This window comes from Streptomyces sp. SM18, from assembly GCF_002910775.2.
Classification (GTDB): domain Bacteria; phylum Actinomycetota; class Actinomycetes; order Streptomycetales; family Streptomycetaceae; genus Streptomyces; species Streptomyces halstedii.
In genome coordinates this window covers 4205482-4222538 of sequence record NZ_CP029342.1, presented here as the reverse complement: position 1 = coordinate 4222538, position 17057 = coordinate 4205482, and the positions used below count along the sequence as shown (strand labels likewise).

14 protein-coding genes are annotated in these 17057 nt (G+C 74.0%); 6 read left to right on the top strand and 8 right to left on the bottom strand.

The genetic code is table 11. The annotated features are described in order from the left end of the window. The first annotated feature begins 155 nt into the window (after positions 1–155). Positions 156–1427 (top strand): ABC transporter substrate-binding protein, encoded by a 1272-nt coding sequence (locus B9S64_RS19150; protein WP_103491674.1) that lies wholly within the window; start codon positions 156–158, stop codon positions 1425–1427. A gap of 146 nt (positions 1428–1573) precedes the next feature. On the opposite strand, the gene B9S64_RS19145 is transcribed toward B9S64_RS19150, so the two are convergent. Together B9S64_RS19145 and B9S64_RS19140 are read right to left on the bottom strand one after the other, a co-directional pair. Continuing rightward, positions 1574–3019: a hypothetical protein gene (locus B9S64_RS19145; RefSeq protein ID WP_181012415.1), complete on the bottom strand. Its 1446-nt coding sequence runs from the start codon at positions 3017–3019 to the stop codon at positions 1574–1576. 155 nt (positions 3020–3174) lie between these two features. Further along, on the bottom strand, positions 3175–4557 hold the full coding sequence (locus tag B9S64_RS19140) for a transcriptional regulator (RefSeq protein WP_103493202.1): 1383 nt from the start codon (positions 4555–4557) through the stop codon (positions 3175–3177). A gap of 245 nt (positions 4558–4802) precedes the next feature. Between B9S64_RS19140 and B9S64_RS19135 the strand changes: the two genes are divergently transcribed. From B9S64_RS19135 to B9S64_RS19125, 3 genes are read left to right on the top strand one after another with little or no spacing between them, the layout of a single operon-like run. After that, positions 4803–5498, top strand: a complete 696-nt coding sequence (locus B9S64_RS19135) for a bifunctional DNA primase/polymerase (protein WP_258038016.1) — start codon at positions 4803–4805, stop codon at positions 5496–5498. Between the two features lie 37 nt (positions 5499–5535). Beyond that, a complete protein-coding gene (locus B9S64_RS19130) occupies positions 5536–6351 on the top strand; it encodes an ABC transporter ATP-binding protein (protein ID WP_103493203.1) in 816 nt (271 codons plus the stop codon). After that, entirely contained in the window at positions 6348–7988 is a 1641-nt protein-coding gene (locus B9S64_RS19125; RefSeq protein WP_103493204.1) for a transporter, read from the top strand. Before B9S64_RS19130 ends, B9S64_RS19125 begins: the two co-directional genes overlap by 4 nt. Before the next feature lie 70 nt (positions 7989–8058). Here B9S64_RS19125 and B9S64_RS19120 read toward each other — a convergent pair whose 3' ends face one another. Together B9S64_RS19120 and B9S64_RS19115 are read right to left on the bottom strand one after the other, a co-directional pair. After that, a complete protein-coding gene (locus B9S64_RS19120) occupies positions 8059–8967 on the bottom strand; it encodes an alpha/beta fold hydrolase (RefSeq protein ID WP_103493205.1) in 909 nt (302 codons plus the stop codon). 854 nt (positions 8968–9821) lie between these two features. Beyond that, positions 9822–10514 (bottom strand): metal-dependent transcriptional regulator, encoded by a 693-nt coding sequence (locus B9S64_RS19115; RefSeq protein ID WP_103493206.1) that lies wholly within the window; start codon positions 10512–10514, stop codon positions 9822–9824. A gap of 199 nt (positions 10515–10713) precedes the next feature. On the opposite strand from B9S64_RS19115, the gene B9S64_RS19110 reads away from it, so the two are divergent. Then, positions 10714–11469, top strand: coding sequence for an SIS domain-containing protein (locus B9S64_RS19110; RefSeq protein WP_103493207.1), 756 nt, complete (start codon positions 10714–10716; stop codon positions 11467–11469). Between the two features lie 351 nt (positions 11470–11820). On the opposite strand, the gene B9S64_RS19105 is transcribed toward B9S64_RS19110, so the two are convergent. Together B9S64_RS19105 and pdxH are read right to left on the bottom strand one after the other, a co-directional pair. Next, positions 11821–13194 (bottom strand): PAS domain-containing protein, encoded by a 1374-nt coding sequence (locus B9S64_RS19105; RefSeq protein ID WP_103493208.1) that lies wholly within the window; start codon positions 13192–13194, stop codon positions 11821–11823. Between the two features lie 382 nt (positions 13195–13576). Then, the gene (gene pdxH, locus B9S64_RS19100) at positions 13577–14203 is read right to left on the bottom strand and encodes a pyridoxamine 5'-phosphate oxidase (protein ID WP_028439380.1); all 627 of its coding nucleotides are present in this window, start codon (positions 14201–14203) and stop codon (positions 13577–13579) included. A gap of 290 nt (positions 14204–14493) precedes the next feature. Here pdxH and B9S64_RS19095 point away from each other — a divergent pair, with 290 nt between their 5' ends. Continuing rightward, entirely contained in the window at positions 14494–15603 is a 1110-nt protein-coding gene (locus tag B9S64_RS19095; protein ID WP_030624671.1) for a citrate synthase 2, read from the top strand. A gap of 15 nt (positions 15604–15618) precedes the next feature. Here B9S64_RS19095 and B9S64_RS19090 read toward each other — a convergent pair whose 3' ends face one another. After that, on the bottom strand, positions 15619–16230 hold the full coding sequence (locus tag B9S64_RS19090) for a TetR/AcrR family transcriptional regulator (protein WP_103493209.1): 612 nt from the start codon (positions 16228–16230) through the stop codon (positions 15619–15621). Continuing rightward, on the bottom strand, positions 16218–16955 hold the full coding sequence (locus B9S64_RS19085; protein WP_103493210.1) for an enoyl-CoA hydratase family protein: 738 nt from the start codon (positions 16953–16955) through the stop codon (positions 16218–16220). The genes B9S64_RS19090 and B9S64_RS19085 overlap by 13 nt, the downstream gene beginning before the upstream one ends. Between the last annotated feature and the right edge of the window lie 102 nt (positions 16956–17057).

Sequence of the window (17057 nt, the reverse complement as noted above, 5' to 3'; positions counted from 1 at the left end):
CGACGGGAAGTGTTCTCCGAACCTTGCTGCACGGTTGTCGATCGTACGTTCCGTCCGCCGGCGCCCGCACCGCCCCCCGTAATTCACCGGGCCGCCACCCGGGGTCACCCCTGACGCGGCGCGGCGTTACCCGTCGGGCGGAACAGTCCGTGACCATGACCGTACGGCGACGCTCCTCCTCCCCCGGCCCCCGCGGGCTCCTCGTGCGTACGGCGGTGGCCGGGGCGCTGCTCGTCTCCGGCTGCGGCGTGCTCCCCGGGACGTCGGGGGGCTCCAGGGACCCCGTCACCGTGATGACCTGGGCCCCCGACACCACGGAGCCCGAGACCGTGAACATGGCGGGCATGCCGGCCATGGCGCGGACCTACGCGGCCTGGGTCAACGACCAGGGCGGCATCGGCGGGCACGAACTGCGGGTGCTGACCTGCAACGAGGGCGACACCGCGCTCGGCGCGTCGAAGTGCGCCCGGCGGGCGGTGGACGAGGACGTGGCGGCGGTCGTCGGCTCGTACAGCCGCCACGGGCGCTCCTTCCTGGCCCCGCTGGAGGCGGCCGGCATCCCCTACATCGGCGGGTACGGGGCGTCGCCCGAGGAGTTCACCAGCTATCTCTCCTACCCGGTCAACGGCGGCCAGTCGGCGCTCGTCGCGGGCAACGGCAGGCAGTTGGCGGGCGCCTGCGAACGGGTCTCCCTGGTACGGCCGGACACCCTGGTCGGCGACACCATGCCCGCCCTGGTGGACGTGAGCCTCACCGGCGCGGGCCGCCCCGCCGCCCATGACATACCGGCCCCGGAGGGCGCCACCTCGTACGACGCGCAGGCGGCCGAGGCGCTCCGGGAGGCGGACGGCGGCTGTGTGACGGCGGTGCTCGGCCAGGGCACGGAGACCTTCTTCGACTCCCTGCGGCGGCTCGGCCCCGAGGACACCGCCGTGCGGATCTCGTCGGTGCTCGGCAGCGTCGGGCAGCCGCTCATCGACCGCACGGGCGGCCGGAACAGCCCGTTCGAGGGGGCGTACGTCACCGGCTGGTACCCGGAGCCGAACGACGCCCGCTGGGACGAGATGCGCCGGGTGATCCGCTCGTACGCCTTCGGGGACAACCGGATCGACCCGGAGGACACCGGGGTGCAGACCACCTGGATCGCCTACACGGTGCTCAGGACGGTCGTCGAGGCGATGGACCGGCCGGAGATCACCGCCGGAGGCGTCGGCGTCGCCCTCAACCGGGGCGCCCGGGTGGACACCGGGGGGCTCACCCCGGTGCTGCGCTGGCGGTTCGCGGACATGGTGGGCTCGGCCGCGTACTCCCGGATCTCCAACGGGCGGGTGACGTTCCAGGTGGTGCGGGACGGACGTCTGGTCACCGACCGGAAGGGCTTCGTGGACGTCTCGGAGACCCTGGTGGACGCCCGCCTGCGCGGCTGATCCCAGGGCGCGCGGCCGGGCGTGCGGCCGGTCCGGGCCGTGCGGCCGGTCCGGGCCGTGCGGCCGGTCCGGGCCGCGCGGCCGGTCCGGGCCGCGCGGCCGGGCGCCGGGGCCGCAGGGCGCGCGGCCGGGGCGCGCGTCGTGCCTCAGAGCTGCGTGGGGTCGCGCTCGGTCAGTCCGTACTCCCGCGCGATGGAGTTCCAGAGCCCGGAGGCCTTCTGCTTGGCCTGGGTGGCCTGTCCGCTGGAGTGGTTGGCCTTGCCCGTCTCGTCGGTCGACCGGGCCGTGCCGCCCTTGCAGACCTTCTTGCCGTTCTTCGCCTGGCCGGCCCACGCCGCGTAGTGGTCGTCCGCCTCGGCGGAGGCCTGCCAGGCGTCCGTCAGCGAGGAGGTCAGCTCCTCGTGGGAGGGCAGCTGGTCGACGCTGATCCCTTCGAGGCGGGTCACCAGGTCGCGGCGCTGTCCGGCGGCGTCCTTGAGGTCGGCGGCCGCCTGGTCCAGATCGTGGCAGCCCTTGATCTTCTCCACGGCGCCGATCACCGCCGCGCGGCTGTTGTTGCTGTCGGCGAGGAGCTTGTCGAGCGCCTCCGCCTGCGCCTTCACCGGGTCGGCGGCCGGGGCCTCGGGCTCGCCCGCGGACGAACTCTGCGCGGCGACCGGCTGCTTGTCGTCCTTGGTGTCACCGCCGCCGCTCATCAGGGCACCGGCGCCGAGTCCGACCACCGCGCACCCGATGACGACCGCCGCGATCAGGGGGATGTGCGGCGAGCGTCTGCGCTGTTCGCCGTGGGTGTGCCGCTCCGGCTCGGGGTCCGGTTCGGACCGGATGCCCTGGAGGCCCGAGTGGTACGGCTCGGCGGGCTGCGGCGGACCCTGCTGCCCGTGCGCCCCGGGGAACGGCTGCGCCGGTCCCGGCCGCTGGTGCTGCTGCCCGGGAGCGATGTGGGGCATCTGCTGGGTGCCGGGCGCCGGTTCGGCGGCGCGGAACAGGTTGTCGAACTCGGCGGGCGGCTGCCGCTCGTCCGGCGTCCCCGGCCGGATGCCGTACGGGGCGCCGCCGGGCACCGGCGGGATGTACTGGGTCGCGTCGGCGTCCCCCGCCGGGGCGGGCGGCTGACCGACCGGGCCGGGAGAGCCCGGCACCGGCGGGATGTACTGCGTGGCGTCCGCGTCCCCGCCGCCGGGCACGGCCTCCGGGGGCAACGGCTGGGCGTACGGCTGGGGCTGGTGGTGCTGGGGCTGGTGGTGCTGGGGCTGATGCTGCTGGTACGGGTCCTGCGGGGACCCGTACACCGGCTGCCCGTACGGGTCCTGCGGGGCCTGGTAGCCCCCGTGCTGCGGGGCGTACCCGCCCTGCTGGGGCTGCTCCGGCGGCAGCTGTCCCGGCGGAAGGCCGTCCTGGGGCGCGGACTGCGGGCCCCAGGACTGGCCCCACGGCTGACCGCCCGCGGGAGCGGCGGGTTCGGCGGGCGGGACGGCCGCCTGCCCCCCTGCCGGCCAGGGAGCGCTACCGTCTGCGGGCAGCACGAGCCCTTCGTGCGCGGGCCGTCCAGCAGGGGGTTGCTGCTCGTCGCCCTGTCCGCTCTGCGTCACCGGGACTCCTACGTGTCAACCTACGGAATCGTCGGCTCACGCTACCGGGTGAACGGCGCCCCGCGCCAAGCGCCCAGGTGCGCTCACCGGCCCTTCACACCGGGGGTAACACGCGGGGCCCTCACGACGCTGATCACGGGGACGCGCGCGGCCGTTCAGGCGGCCTGCAGTTCGAGGCGGGCGTCGAACTCCCGGACCGCGGGCTGGTCACCGTAGGGCGCGAGGCGCTGCTGGAGGTCGTCGAGGTACTCCGCGCCCCGGCTGGAACGCACCGTCCCCAGCAGTTCCACCGCCCGCAGCCCCGTGTGGCAGGCCTGCTCCACCTCGTTCTGCTGGACCTGTGCCGTGGCCAGCAGGACCAGGCCGATGCCCCGGCGCCGGATCCGGGACTCGGGCAGCGCCGCCAGGGCCTCCTTCGCCCGGCGCGCGGCCGGTTCGCCCTGCCCCAGGTCGCGGTGGCAGTGGGCCAGTTCGTCCGCGAGGTAGCCCTCGTCGAAGTGGGCGATCCAGGACGGGTCGTCGCCGGTGTCCGGCTCGGCCCGCTCCAGCGCGTCCACGGCCCGGCCCGCCACGGCCTGGCAGGTCCGGGCGTCCCCCATCAGCGCGTGCCCCCGGGCCTCCGCCGCGTGGAACATCGCCTCGGCCCGCGGGGTCACCCTGCCCCGCGCCCCCTCCTGCGCCGCCCGCGCCAGCTGCGCGATCTCCCGGGGATTGCCCAGTTGCGCGGCGAGGTGGCTCATCGACGCGGCCAGCACATAGCCGCCGTACGCCCGGTCGCCCGCCGCCTGGGCCAGGCGCAGCGCCTGGATGTAGTACCGCTGGGCCAGGCCGGGCTGGCCGGTGTCCACCGCCATGTACCCGGCGAGTTCGGTGAGCCGGGCGGCCGCGCCGAACAGCTCGCGGCCGGTCGATTCGCGGTACGCCCCCGAAAGCAGCCCGGACACCACGCTGTTGAGGTAGTGCACCAGGACGGGCCGGACATGGCCGCTGCCGAAGCGGTGGTCGAGGTCGACGAGCGCGGCGGTCATCGCGCGCACGGCCGCCACGTCCGCCGGTCCGACCCGGCCCCCGGCCGTCCGCGCCACCTGCGGGTCGGCGCCCGAGATCAGCCAGTCGCGGCTGGGCTCGACCAGCGCGGAGGCGGCCACCGCCGAACCCGACAGCAGATCGCGGCGGCCCACGTCGCTGCGCCACAACTCGCAGACCTGCTCGATCGCGCCGAGGACCGTGGGGGCGAACTGGAGCCCCACGCCCGAGGCCAGGCTCTTGCCGTTGGCCATGCCGATCTCGTCGATCGTGACCGTACGTCCGAGCTTGCGGCCGAGTGCCTCGGCGATGATGCCCGGGGCCCTGCCCCGTGGTTGCTGTCCGCGCAGCCACCGTGCCACGGAGGTCTTGTCGTAACGGAGGTCGAGCCCCCGTTCGGTCCCGACCATGTTGACGCGTCGGGCGAGGCCCGCGTTGGAGCACCCCGCCTCCTGGATCAGCGTCTGGAGCCGTTCGTTCGGCTGGCGTGCGACGAGAGGCCTGGCTGCCATGTTTCCCCCTGGGAGCGCAGTGATCAAGGAAGGGATCACTGCCCGGCGTTGGCGCAAGAAATGCGCATATTCATCTTCATTGGGTACAACCTCGAGTTCGGTGCGCAGTCGTGCATGTGGCTACCCGCACTTGGGGGCACCGCCTCACGCGCGCCCCCGTCGATGCACCCGTGCGCCCTGTGTGAGGGTCCGGTGCGCCGTCACCGGCGGCCGTGCGCCCGTAACTCCGGATGGTGCCGTCAGTTGTGCTGTTCGTGGAAGAGCGCATCGGAGTGATGGAAGCCGCGCGGGTGGTACGGGTCCCCGAGCAGCGAGGTGAGCAACTGCTCCAGGCCGCGGCGTGGTACGCGGAGGAACGGCACTGGGACGTGGTGCCCGGCACCTGGCTGGACGCGGTGGAGGGCGCCGAGCGCTGTTCGTGCGGGGAGGCGGGCTGTGCCGCCCCCGGGGCCCATCCCACCCGGTCCGACTGGGCGGGCCAGGCCACCGGCAGCGCGGCGGCCGCCCGCCGGATGTGGTCGAGGCAGCCGGGGTCCTCGGTGCTGCTCCCGGCCGGACGGGCCTTCGACGCGCTCGACGTCCCGGAGTCGGCCGGCTTCCTGGCCCTGGCGCGGATGGAGCGGATGGGACTGGCCCTCGGCCCGGTCACCCGCACCCCGGACCGCAGGATGCTGTTCCTCGTGCTGCCCGGCGCCGCCGCCAAGGCGCCCGCCCTGGTGAGCCGGCTCGGCTGGGACGCCGGGGCGCTCGACCTGGTGGGCCGGGGCGAGGGCCATTACGTGGTGGGCCCGCCGACCCGGGTCGGCGGGCGCGGCGCCGTGCAGTGGGCGCGCCGGCCGAACCAGGCCAACCGCTGGCTGCCGGACGCCGAGGAGCTGATCAGCCCGCTCGCCTACGCCTGCGCCAGGGAGGCCGCCGACGCCCGCACACGCCTTTCGTAGGCTGGTCCCCATGACGGGGACTTCGAAAGGCAGTGCCATGCCGGAACACATGGAGCACACGGAAAGCACGGACGGGACGGCCACGGCGGTGCCGGCCGTGCGGGTCGAGGGGCTGTGGAAGCGGTTCGGTGACCAGATCGCGGTCGCCGGGATCGACCTGGAGCTGCCCGCGGGCAAGTTCATCGGCCTGGTGGGACCCAACGGCGCGGGCAAGACGACCACGCTGTCCATGGTGACCGGGCTGCTCAGGCCGGACATGGGGCGCATCGAGGTCGGCGGTCACGACGTGTGGCGGGATCCGGTCGAGGTGAAGTCCCGTATCGGGGTGCTTCCGGAGGGGCTGCGGCTCTTCGAGCGGCTGTCGGGACGCGAGCTGCTGGCGTACACCGGGCGGTTGCGGGGGCTGCCGGGCGCGGAGGTGGACAAGCGGGCCACTCAGCTGCTGGACGTACTCGATCTCGCGGGGGCCCAGCACAAGCTGGTCGTGGACTACTCGACCGGGATGCGGAAGAAGATCGGGCTCGCGGCGGCGCTGCTGCACAACCCCGAAGTGCTCTTCCTCGACGAGCCGTTCGAGGGGGTGGACCCCGTGTCGGCGCAGACCATCCGCGAGGTGCTGGTGCGCTACACCCGCTCCGGCGCGACGGTGGTCTTCTCCAGCCATGTGATGGAGCTGGTGGAGTCGCTCTGTGACTGGGTGGCCGTCATGGCGGCGGGCCGTATCCGGGCGCAGGGCACGCTCGCCGAGGTGCGCGGCGAGGCGCCCTCGCTCCAGAGCGCCTTCCTGGAACTGGTCGGGGCGGGCGGCCGGGAGACCAGCGGCTCCCTGGACTGGCTGGGCGGCACCCGATGACCGTACTCACCCCCGCGGGGCCCGCCGTCCCGGTGGCCGGGGCCTCCTCCCTCGTCCCCGTGTTCGTACGGCTCAAGCTCTCACTGCTGCGCAACGGGCTGCGCCGGTCGTCGGGGCGCAAGGCGGCGTACGTCAGCTCCCTCGTCGTCACCCTGCTGCTGGCGGCCGGGCAGGTGGCGGGTCTGGTGCTGCTGCGCGGGCACGCGCAGGCCGAGACCCTGGCGGTGCTGCTGGTGGGGGTGGTGGCGCTCGGCTGGGCGGTGCTGCCGCTGTTCTTCCCGAGCGGCGACGAGACCCTGGACCCCAGCCGGCTGGTGATGCTGCCGCTCAGGGCGCGTCCGCTGATCGGCGCGCTGCTGGTGTCCTCGCTGGTCGGGATGGGGCCGCTCTTCACCCTGGCGCTGGCCGTCGGGTCGGTGGTCGCCGTGGCGCACGGGGCGGTGGCGGTGGTCGCCGGAGTGGTCGCGGCCCCGCTGTCGCTGCTGGTCTGTGTGGCGCTGTCACGGTGGGTGGCCACGGCCAACGTCCGGCTGCTGACCTCGCGCAAGGGCCGTGACCTGGCGGTGCTCAGCGGGCTGGTGATCGCGGTGGGCATCCAGTTCGTCAACTTCGGCGCCCAGCGCCTGGGTCAGGCGGGCGGGCTGTCCTCGCTGGAACCGGCCGCCGCCGTGGTGCGCTGGCTGCCCGCGGCCTCGGCGATCGGCGCGGTGGGGTCGGCCTCCGACGGGTCGTACGGTGCGGCCGCCGGCCAGCTGGCGGTCTCGGTCCTCGCCCTGGGCGCCCTGCTGTGGCTGTGGCACCGGAGCCTGGAGAAGCTGATGTCGTCCCCGGACGGCTCGACGATCGCGGCGGCGGAACCCACCCGCCGCCGGGCCGGGACGGAGCGCTCCGGGCTCTTCGGGCTGCTGCCCGAGGGCCGTACGGGCACGGTGATGGAGCGGAGCCTGCGGTACGTCGTCCGGGACCCGAAGACCAAGGCGGCCTGGGTGACGGCGCTGGCCATCGGGCTGATCGTGCCGGTGCTCAACGCGGTGCAGGGCGTCGGTTCGGTCTACTTCGCGTGCTTCGCGGCCGGGATGCTCGGCATGCAGATGTACAACCAGTTCGGGCAGGACACCTCCGCGTTCTGGATGGTGGCGACGACGCTCTCCTCGGCCCGGGACGCCTATGCGGAGCTGCGGGCGCGTGCCCTGGCCCTGCTGCTGATCACCTTGCCGTACACGGTCCTGGTGGCCGTGGTGACGGCGGCCGTGCTCGGTGACTGGGCTGCCCTGCCGGGGGTGGTGGGGCTGTCGTTCGCGCTGCTGGGCGCGATGCTGGCGACGGGTGCGCTGGCGTCGGCGCTGTTCCCGTACTCGATCCCGCAGGACGGCGCGTTCAAGAACGTGGTGCCGGGGCAGGCCGGTCTCGCCTGGATCTCCATCCTCGGCGGGATGCTGACGTCCGCGCTGCTGAGCGCGCCCGTGATCGCCCTGACGGTCTGGCTGCATCTGGCCGGTCACCAGGGCTGGTTGTGGGCGCTGCTGCCGGTGGGCGCGGTGTACGGGACGTTCGTCGGGTGGCTGGGCATACGGCTGGCCGCGCCGCGCACCGCGCAGCGGTTGCCGGAGATCCTGGCCGCGGTGAGCAAGGGCTGAGGGGACAGGCCGGGGCGGCGGTCAGGAGACGGTGAGGGTCGGGGCGGTCGGCGGCCGGCCGGGGGCCCGGTCAGGGGGTGGCCGGGGGGCCGGTCACCTCCCGGTCGTCCTCGCGGCGCTCCTCCGCGAGCCGGTCGAGGAAGGGTTCCACCGCCGCGCGCCAGCCTTCCGGCCGGTCGTAGTGGACCAGGTGTCCGGCGTCGGCGACCTCCGCGTACTCCCCGCGCGGCAGGACCCGGACCATCTCCTGGGCCTCGGCCCTGCCCAGCTGGCCGTCGATCCCGCGCAGCACCAGGGTGGGGCAGCGCACCTGCGCCAGCTCCTCCCAGTGGGCGTCGTAGACCCAGGTGGCCCGGGACTCCAGCATCTGCCGCCGGGAGAAGACCGGGCGCCAGCCGTCCGGACTCTCGGCCATCACCTCGGCGAAGAACTCGCCTCGGGCCGGGTTCGGCCGCTCCACCCAGGGGTCGTCCTCACCGAACCACTTCCGTACGTCGGCGAGGGTGGCGAAGGGCAGGGGCCAGGCCTCGAACCAGTCCTCCCACTCCCGCTGGGAGGCGGCGCCGGGCGCGGAGGCGCGCATGTCGCAGATGACGAGGCCCGCCACGAGGTCGGGGCGTTTCGCGGCCAGCTGCCAGGCGGTGAGGGCGCCCATCGCGTGTCCGACGAGGGTGACGGGCGCGAGGCCGAGCTGTTCGATCGCGGCCTCGACGTCACAGACGTACGCGTCACGGGTGAAGGGGCCCCCGGCCGGCTTTTCGCTGCGGCCGTGCCCCCGCTGGTCGAGGCCGACGGGCCGGTGGCGTTCGGAGAGCCAGCGGGCGGTGGACGTCCAGTGGGCGGCCCGTCCCATCAGACCGTGGAGCAGCAGGACACCGGGGGCCCGCTCGCCCTCCGCCTCCTGCTTGGGCGGATCCGCGAATTCCCAGGCCGACAGGCGTAGCCCGTCGGAACCGGCCACATCAACGCGCCGCACCATAGGTCCTGGCACCCCCTTCTGGTTCTCGCTCACCGCATGGTCGCCGCCGCCAGGCTATCGAACCTTTATTCGAAAACCGGGTTCCGGCGCGCAACACCCCACCATCGAGTGACACCGCTCCAGGATTGGCGGCCGGTGCCGGGGGGAGATCTTCTCCGGGCAGCGGATCACTCGGGGACAGGGATCCGCGGTCACTGACCTTGAGAGCTCGGGGCTCCAGGTCAGCGCAGGGGAGGACGGGCCCCGGCACCCTCGGGCGCCGGGGCCCTCCGTCGTTCCGGAAGGGGGGACGTGTGCCGGCTCGTAAGGCGCGGCGCGGACCGGTCCCGTGGGCGTGCGGACGGGCCCCCCGGGCGTGCGGACCGGTCCCGCGGGTGTGCCGTGCGCCGCTCCGTACAGCGGGGAGCGCACCGTCCGGGGAGAGGTGGCGCGGGCGGGGCACGCCTCGGGTCGCGCCCGGGAGCGCGGCGGGCACCGTGCGGTGCACATGCCAGTACATCGGGCGCATTTCCCGCTCCCTCCCCGACCGCCCGGCGGGCCTTGCCGGCACCCTCAGGTCATATGCCTGGCCACAGCCTGGCACGCGTTTCGCCCGCGCGCTGCGATTCCGGGCGGAAAACAGAAAGCGGGCTGTACCCGCGCACTTCTGCACGTGCATCCGCACCTGCACGCGCCCGGCCTCCGGGAGGGTCCCGGAGGCGGACGCGCAGATGGCAAAGGGTACGGGCGCCCCGGCCCATGGGGCCGGACGGCCGACCGCGGAAACGGACCGAGGTGAGGAACCACCTCGGCCTCACGCGGACCGGTCGTCGTTCGCGGCCGCCCGCACCGGTCGGCGCGGGGCGGCCGCGCGCTCAGCGCCGGGCGACGAAGACGTGGGAGGCCACACCGGCCTCCAGCTCCGCCACCTCACCACTGGAACCGACCAGCACACCGCCCGACGACTCCGTCACGCTGACCACCGCGCCGGGCCGCACGCCCGCCCGCCGCAGCGTGTACATCAGCTGGGCGTCGGTCTGGATCGGCTCACCGATCCGCCGCACCACCACGGACTTGCCCTCCGCGCCCGGGTCGAGATCGGCCAGGCTGACCATACTGGCGTCCAGGAACGGATCGGCCTCGGTCTGCTCGCCCAACTCCTCCAGACCCGGGATCGGGTTGCCGTACGGAGACTCCGTCGGGTGGCGCAGCAGCTCCAGCACCCGGCGCTCCACGGCCTCGCTCATCACGTGCTCCCAGCGGCACGCCTCGGCGTGGACCTGCTCCCACTCCAGGCCGATCACGTCGACGAGCAGGCACTCGGCGAGCCGGTGCTTGCGCATCACCCGTGTCGCAAGGCGGCGCCCCTCCTCGGTCAGCTCCAGATGCCGGTCCCCGGCGATCCGGACCAGCCCGTCCCGCTCCATGCGCGCCACCGTCTGGCTGACCGTCGGACCGCTCTGGTCCAGCCGTTCGGCGATCCGGGCGCGCATCGGGACCACGCCTTCCTCTTCGAGCTCGAGGATGGTGCGGAGGTACATCTCCGTTGTGTCGATCAGTCCGGACATAAGTGCCCCTCGATGCTGTGACATGAAAATCGTCGTGCGATGGCCCTTCACCAATTCTGACCCATGCCGCTGACAACCGTGCCGCCCCCGTCGGATACCGGACAGGCGCGGGGCCCGCCCGGTATTGACAGGCCACCGGTCCGGCCCGCAACGTGATCGGCGGCACGACACCTCCGGCCCCCGTGGAAAGGGTTCCTCGATGAGCGACACCAAGCTCGCCGGTCAGTTCTTCGACGCAGCGATCGGCCTGCTGGAGCGTGTGCGCGACGAGGAGGCCGGGGCGATCGCGGCGGCGGGGGCGGCGATCGCGGACACGGTCGCCGCGGGCGGGCGGCTCTTCGCCTTCGGGGCCGGTCACTCCTCACTCGCGGCACAGGACGTCGTCTACCGCGCGGGCGGACTCGCCCTGATGAACCTGCTCGCCGTGCCGGGCACCGTCGGCGTCGACGTCATGCCGGCCACCCTGGGCTCGGCGCTGGAGCGGGTGGACGGGCTGGCCGGGGCGGTGCTCGACTCCAGCCCCGCCAGGTCGGGCGACCTCCTGGTGATCATCTCCCTGTCGGGGCGCAACGCGCTGCCCGTGGAGATGGCGCAGAACGCGCGGGCGCTCGGGCTGACCGTCGTCGGGGTGACCTCGGTCGCGTACGCGACGGGCACCCGGTCGCGGCACGCCTCGGGGGGCTTCCTGCGGGACCACTGCGACATCGTGCTCGACAGCAAGATCTCCATCGGCGACGCGGAGCTGACGGCCGCCGGGGTGGAGGCGCCGTTCGCGCCCGCCTCCACGGTCGTCACGAGCGCGCTGATGCAGGCGATGATGGCCACCGCCGCGGAGGAGCTGGTCGCCCGGGGCGTCGAGCCGCCGCTGCTGCGCTCGGGGAACGTGGACGGCGGGCACGAGTGGAACGGGCGTGTGATGCGGGAGTACGGGGACCGGATCTTCTACCGGCACTGAGCCGCGCCCCGGTCCGCGCGGCCTTGTCCCCGGTCCTGTCCTCGGGTGCCGGACGGGCGGGGCGCCGGCTGGGGTGCCGTTCGCGTGGGTGCGACCCGGACGGCGCGCGGGGTTCCGTCCTCAAACGCCGGACGGGCTGGAATTGCCGCACCGGCCCTGGAGGGGTGCGGCCGTGACCACACCAGGGTCCGTCCTCAAACGCCGGACAGGCTGACAGCGCCCCGCACACGCCGGACCGGCCGGAGATGCCGCACCGGCCCCAGAGAGGTGCGGCCCTGACCACACCAGGGTCCGTCCTCAAACGCCGGACGGGCTGACAGTGCCCCGCACACGCCGAACCGGCTGAGCGTGTCAGTGGGGTGGTGGGGTGGTGAGGCGGGCCAGGTCCAGGGCCGAGGCGACGCGGACCGCCACGCTCTCCGCGTACATCGCGTCCGGCCGCTCGAAGGCGCTGCGGTTCGCGGCGCGCAGGAACGTCACCACGCCCAGTGTCCGGCCCCGGCTCCGCAGCACCGCGCACAGCGCGTGCACCGCGTCCGGGGGCCACTGGCGCTCCACCGCCCACGCCTGGCCCGCCCCGGTCCGCGCGCTGGTGCGGACCGTCCCCGTACGCTCCACCGCCTGGAGCGCCGGGTGCCCCGCCTCGTACCGCACCGGGATCGAGCCGCCCGACACCGGCAGGCAGGGGCCCGGCGCGTCGGACGGTGTCGCCGCGGCGCGTACCAGCCGCTCGCCGGAGACCAGGTCCACCAGCACATGGTCGGCGAATCCGGCCAGGGCGTAGTCCAGGGTCGTGGTCGCCGCCTCCATCGGGTCCTCGCACTCGGCCGCCTGCCGGGCGGCCCGGTGCAACTGGTTGGAGCGGAAGCGCAGCCGGTCCGCCTCCTGCTCCGCGAGCTTGGCCTCCGTCACGTCCCGGAACAGCCAGCCCACCCCCAGAGGAACCGGTTCCTCTGCCAGCGGCGAGACCAGCCGCAGGAAGCCGCTGCGCCAGCACCGCCGCCGTTCGCCCTCGGGGGTCCGCAGCGTCACCCAGAGCTCGGCCGGGGCGGGCGGTGAGCCCTCGGCCAGCACGTGCTGGAGCGCGCCCTGGAGCTCCTCCGCGCCCTGGGCCAGCAGCTCGCCCAGTGGCCGTCCCAGCGGGCCCGTACGCCCCACGCCCCACGCCCGGGCCGCGTAGGAGTTGACGACGGCGGGCCGCAGATCGGCGTCGACCAGGACCACGCCCCAGGACGCGTCGTCGAGCAGGGCCTCGCTCAGCGCGATGGAACGCTCCAGGTCGATCTGCGCGTGCACCTCGCTGAACGCGCAGTAGACCCCGGCGGGCGTGCCGTCCGCGCCGCGTACACCGGAGGACTGGGTCCGTACGAGAACCCGGCCGCCGTCCTTGCGCAGCAGCGCGAACTCGTGGACGCGCCGGCCCGGTGCGTCCATGGCGCCCATCAGCCGGCGCCGTACGTCCTCCGCGTCCTCGCTGCGCACCGCCCACCCGGCGAAGCCCCGTCGCCCGACGGCCTCCTCGGCGCTCCAGCCGAGGACGCGTTCGGCCTCACGGTTCCAGTGGGTGACGATCCCGTGCGCGTCGAAGGCGCAGAGCGCGGCGTCCATCCCGTCGAGAAGCGCCGCGAGCAGTACCGCGCCCTCGGGCCCGGCGCCCTCACGCGGACCGGGACCCTCCTCGGGCCCGATCGCGTCGGCGATCCCACTGCTCCTGGAAGCACTCACTCCGCACCTCCCGCAAAGCGGATCCAGCCTTTGTGCACGTCAGACCATTGAACTCGAACGTGAGCCACCCCACAGCCACTTCCCGGAAATCCGGTGTCCACCCGCTCCCCGGTAATTCTCTTGTGTCCCTCGGGAGGCGGTGCCTAGGCTGTGGTCACACGTTGAAAGGAGGTGATCCGAAAAGTGTGTTCTTATCGGATTCGTGAGGTGGCTGCGGGCTGACAGCCCGTCGTCGCACACAGTGCGCCTCGGCAGGCTGTCTGCCGAAACCCACGCAGTCACCGACCCGCAGGCCCGCCGGTAGATCCGGCCGGCCCCTCCTCACGGAGGGACCAGGGCCTGCGGGTTTCCGTGTGTCGGGGGCCGGTGGGCCCCGCACGCCTCAGGGGCAGAGTCGCTCGACCCGCCAGCCGGTGCCCTCCCGGACGTACCGCAGCCGGTCGTGCAGCCGGTTCTCGCGGCCCTGCCAGAATTCGACGGTCTCCGGGACGACCCGGAAACCGCCCCACTGCGGGGGAGCCGGGACCTTCTCGCCCTCCGGATAGCGGGCGTCCAGCTCCTCGTAGCGGCCGACCAGCTCCTCGCGGGAGCCGACGACCGACGACTGCTCACTCGCCCAGGCCCCCAGCTGGGAGCCGTGCGGCCGGGTGCGGAAGTACGCGACGGTCTCGTCCCGGCCGACGCGCGCGGCGGAGCCGGTGACGATCACCTGGCGGGCCAGCGGGTGCCAGGGGAAGAGGAGCGAGGCGTACGGATTCGCGGTCAGTTCGCGGCCCTTGCGGGAGCCGTAGTTCGTGAAGAAGACGAAACCGCGGTCGTCGTAGTGCTTGAGCAGCACCGTGCGGGAGGACGGCCGGCCCTCGGGGGTGGCCGTGGAGACCACCATCGCGTTCGGCTCGTGGAGCATCCCTCCGGCGGCGACCTGACGGAACCAGCGGGCGAACTGGTCCATGGGGCCGGCGGCCAGGTCCTTCTCGGTGAAGTCCTGGGATCGGTACTGCTCGCGCATCGCGGCGGGATCGGTGGTGCAATCGGAAGCAGAGGCGCGCGAGGAGGCGGAAGACGGAGTGGCGTCAGCTGTGGGCACGGAGGCCATCCTGCCCCAGCGGTGCGCACGGCAGCCGGTGAGGGGCCCCGGCCGCCGACAGACTGGCCGGCGGCCCGCCTCGAACCGGCCGGAATCCCGCGACCTGTGCCTGAGGTCACCCTTCCCCCCATCGTGCGTACCCGCCAGTATCGTGGGCAGGCCCGAGGGTCCGAAGGGCCCGCACACAGCCGCCGAGCCGAGGGAGCCGCCTGATGTCCGATTTCGTACCCGGACTTGAAGGAGTCGTCGCGTTCGAGACGGAGATCGCCGAACCCGACAAGGAGGGCGGCGCGCTCCGCTACCGCGGCGTCGACATCGAGGACCTCGTCGGCCAGGTGTCGTTCGGCCATGTCTGGGGTCTGCTGGTGGACGGGGCGTTCAGCCCCGGGCTGCCGCCCGCCGAACCCTTCCCCATCCCCGTCCACTCCGGTGACGTCCGGGTGGACGTGCAGTCGGCGCTGGCGATGCTGGCACCGGTGTGGGGCCTGAAACCGCTCCTGGACATCGACGAGGAGACCGCGCGCGACGACCTGGCGCGGGCCGCCGTCATGGCGCTCTCGTACGTCGCGCAGTCGGCGCGCGGCCAGGCGCTGCCGATGGTTCCGCAGAGCGAGATCGACAAGGCGCGGTCGGTGGTCGAGCGGTTCATGATCCGCTGGCGCGGGGAGCCCGACCCCAAGCACGTCAAGGCCGTCGACGCGTACTGGACCTCCGCCGCCGAGCACGGCATGAACGCCTCGACCTTCACCGCGCGGGTCATCGCCTCGACCGGGGCGGACGTGGCCGCCGCGCTCTCCGGGGCGGTCGGCGCGATGTCGGGCCCGCTGCACGGCGGAGCCCCGTCCCGGGTCCTCGGCATGATCGAGGAGATCGAGCGGACCGGCGACGCCACGGCGTACGTGAAGCGGGCCCTGGACAAGGGCGAGCGCCTGATGGGTTTCGGCCACCGGGTCTACCGGGCCGAGGACCCCCGGGCGCGCGTCCTGCGGCGTACCGCACGGGAGCTGGCGGCCCCGCGCTTCGAGGTGGCCGAGGCCCTGGAGCGGGCGGCGCTGGAGGAGCTGCACGCCCGTCGCCCGGACCGGGTGCTGGCGACGAACGTCGAGTTCTGGGCGGCGATCGTGCTGGACTTCGCCGAGGTCCCGGCCCCCATGTTCACGTCGATGTTCAGCTGTGCCCGTACGGCGGGCTGGTCGGCGCACATCCTGGAGCAGAAGCGGACGGGCCGGCTGGTGCGCCCCACGGCACGGTACGTCGGTCCGGGGCCGCGTGACCCCAGGGAGATCGCGGGCTACGACCAGCTCGCGGGCCAGGGCGGCTGACGGGCCCCGCCCCGATCAGGCCTCGGGCCGGACGTCGCCCGGCCCGGTCCCGCCGAGTGCGCCGTCGAGCAGCGCCGTCCACTGCGCGACGACCCGGCGCCGCCGGGCGGTGTCGTCGGTCAGCAGGTTGGCGAGGCCGAGGCCGCGGGCCATGTCGAGGAGGCCCTGGACCGTTTCGCGGACCCCGGGGCGTTCCTCGTCGGCGCCGAGGAGTTCGACGGCGATGCGGTGGGTCTCGCGGCCGACGCGGGCTTCGAGTTCGGTGACGCGGGGGCGGAGCTGTTCCTCGTTGGAGGCGGCGACCCAGAGCTGGAGCGCCGCGCGGAACAGGGGGCCGGTGTAGAGGTCCACGAGCGCGGCGACGACCTCGGCGCGGCCCTGGACGGGCAGCGCGCGCAGGGCGGCGGAGCGCTGCTCGGCGACGTACTCGACGGCGCCGGTGAACAGGTCCTCGCGGGTCGGGAAGTGGTGCTGGGCGGCGCCCCGCGAGACCCCGGCGCGTTCGGCGACGACGGAGACGGTGGAGCCCGCCCAGCCGTGTTCGGCCAGGCAGGCGACCGCCGCTTCCAGGAGTCCCTGGCGGGTGGCGCGGCTGCGGTCCTGCTTGGGGGGTGTCACAGCCGCCATGCCGGGTCCCGTCGTTCGAGGAAGGCCGTCATCCCCTCCCGGGCGTCGTCGGACGCGAACAGGGCCGCCGAGCGGGCGATGAGGTCTTCGGAGTGCTGGTCGAAGCTCCGCAGCACCCTAGCCGCGACCAGCTCCTTGGACGCGGCCAGCCCCTGGGGCGAGGCCCGGCGCAGTCCGTCGAGCACCGGGGCGAGCGCCGCGTCCACGTCCTCGGCCGCGACGGAGACGAGCCCGATCCGGGCGGCCTCGGCCGCGTCGAAGCGTTCCCCGGTGAGGTAGTAGCGGGCGGCGGCGCGCGGGTCGGTACGGGGCAGCAGGGGCAGGGAGATCACGGCGGGGGCGAGGCCGAGCCGGGACTCGGTGAGGGCGAAGGTCGCCCCGGGCCCGGCGGCGGAGACGTCACAGGCCGCCAGCAGCCCGAGCCCACCGGCCCGGACGTGCCCGGTGACCCGGGCGACGACGGGCTTGGGCAGGGCCACGATCCGGCGCATCAGCGCGACGAGGGCGTGCGGGTCGGGCGGTGCGGTGAGGTCGGCCCCGGCGCAGAAGGTGTTCCCGGTGTGGGTGAGCAGGACGGCCCGTACGGTCCCGTCGGCCGCGCACACGTCGAGGGCATCGGCCAACTCCCCCACGAGCCGGGCACTCAGGGCGTTGCGGTTGGCCGGGGAGTCGAGCGTGAGGGTGGCGATACCGCGCTCATGGGCGGGTGGGGCGAGCAGACTCATCAGGGGTGCTCTCCTTCTGCCGGGCGTCCGGTCGAGCTGATGGTGGCGGGGGCGAGGACGGTCCGGCGCGCTCATGGGTTCCGGCGTGCCCGGACCGCCGGT

Coding starts and splice junctions, on each gene's coding strand:
- B9S64_RS19150 (WP_103491674.1), top strand. CDS start 156: ATGACCGTACGGCGACGCTCCTCCTCCCCCGGCCCCCGCGGGCTCCTC.
- B9S64_RS19140 (WP_103493202.1), bottom strand. CDS start 4,557: ATGGCAGCCAGGCCTCTCGTCGCACGCCAGCCGAACGAACGGCTCCAG.
- B9S64_RS19130 (WP_103493203.1), top strand. CDS start 5,536: ATGCCGGAACACATGGAGCACACGGAAAGCACGGACGGGACGGCCACG.
- B9S64_RS19125 (WP_103493204.1), top strand. CDS start 6,348: ATGACCGTACTCACCCCCGCGGGGCCCGCCGTCCCGGTGGCCGGGGCC.
- B9S64_RS19120 (WP_103493205.1), bottom strand. CDS start 8,967: ATGGTGCGGCGCGTTGATGTGGCCGGTTCCGACGGGCTACGCCTGTCG.
- B9S64_RS19115 (WP_103493206.1), bottom strand. CDS start 10,514: ATGTCCGGACTGATCGACACAACGGAGATGTACCTCCGCACCATCCTC.
- B9S64_RS19110 (WP_103493207.1), top strand. CDS start 10,714: ATGAGCGACACCAAGCTCGCCGGTCAGTTCTTCGACGCAGCGATCGGC.
- pdxH (WP_028439380.1), bottom strand. CDS start 14,203: ATGCGCGAGCAGTACCGATCCCAGGACTTCACCGAGAAGGACCTGGCC.
- B9S64_RS19095 (WP_030624671.1), top strand. CDS start 14,494: ATGTCCGATTTCGTACCCGGACTTGAAGGAGTCGTCGCGTTCGAGACG.
- B9S64_RS19090 (WP_103493209.1), bottom strand. CDS start 16,230: ATGGCGGCTGTGACACCCCCCAAGCAGGACCGCAGCCGCGCCACCCGC.
- B9S64_RS19085 (WP_103493210.1), bottom strand. CDS start 16,955: ATGAGTCTGCTCGCCCCACCCGCCCATGAGCGCGGTATCGCCACCCTC.